Raw genomic sequence first — 365 nt, forward strand, 5'->3', positions numbered from 1 at the left:
ACTCATTCAAGATATGAAAATAAAAATAAAGCCCTAATCAGATGATTAGGGGATTTATTAAATCGATTACTTAGCTTCTGGGTATACAGAAACTTGTTTTTTGTCACGTCCTAAACGTTAGAATTTAACGATTCCATCGATTTTACAGAATAAAGTGTGATGCACACCCATTCCTACGTTTGTTCCTGGATAAATTTTTTTTGCGCGTTGTCGGTAGATTATTGATCATGCAGAAGCGTATTGTCCATCAGCTAATTTAGCTCCTAAACGTTTAGACTCAGAGTCACGACCGTTCTTTGTAGAACCAACACCTTTTTTAGATGCGAAAAATTGTAAATTTAACTTTAACATGGGGCCACCTCCTA

Annotated in this window: 1 pseudogene; it reads right to left on the reverse strand. The window is 35.6% G+C overall.

The features are described from left to right. Positions 1–117 precede the first annotated feature (117 nt). Positions 118–351 (reverse strand): annotated as a pseudogene (gene rpmA / locus NEH75_RS13545) (50S ribosomal protein L27). Positions 352–365 lie beyond the last annotated feature (14 nt).

It is taken from the genome of Turicibacter sp. T129, assembly GCF_025594975.1.
Lineage (GTDB): Bacteria > Bacillota_I > Bacilli_A > MOL361 > Turicibacteraceae > Turicibacter > Turicibacter bilis.